1 protein-coding gene and 1 pseudogene are annotated in these 313 nt (G+C 53.0%); both read left to right on the forward strand.

Features of this window, described 5'->3' with window-relative positions; all coding sequences use genetic code 11:
• Nucleotides 1-41: 41 nt before the first annotated feature.
• Nucleotides 42-110, forward strand: coding sequence for a hypothetical protein (locus AF337_RS46340; protein WP_342028464.1), 69 nt, complete (start codon nucleotides 42-44; stop codon nucleotides 108-110).
• Nucleotides 85-313 (forward strand): annotated as a pseudogene (locus tag AF337_RS44735) (RES family NAD+ phosphorylase); the annotation flags it as partial. The gene AF337_RS46340 and the pseudogene AF337_RS44735, both read left to right, overlap by 26 nt.

Here is a 313-nt window from a genome sequence, read left to right on the forward strand (position 1 = left end):
GACCTAACCAGTTTTTCCGCGGGCAGAGTGCTCTCGACGTTATGCGCGGCGGCCAAGTGATGGATATATTCCGTGTCAGACAATATGTGGACGCGCAGCGTGGCGGCTAACTCTTTCACTGTGATCGACGTCAAGCAAACGTTCTTTACTCTCATTCCGTCGCGATTTCCGACGATTGATGTTTTTGCGCGGGTAGCGAATGGTCGGAGTAAGGAACTGGCTGAGATTGAGTCCCTAACCAATCCGCGCCTGAAAGACCGAGAGCGCATTCTCCGAGGTGGAGCTACGATTGTTGATGATAACGCCCCACTTC

The organism is Rhizobium ecuadorense (assembly GCF_001187535.1).
Lineage (GTDB): Bacteria > Pseudomonadota > Alphaproteobacteria > Rhizobiales > Rhizobiaceae > Rhizobium > Rhizobium ecuadorense.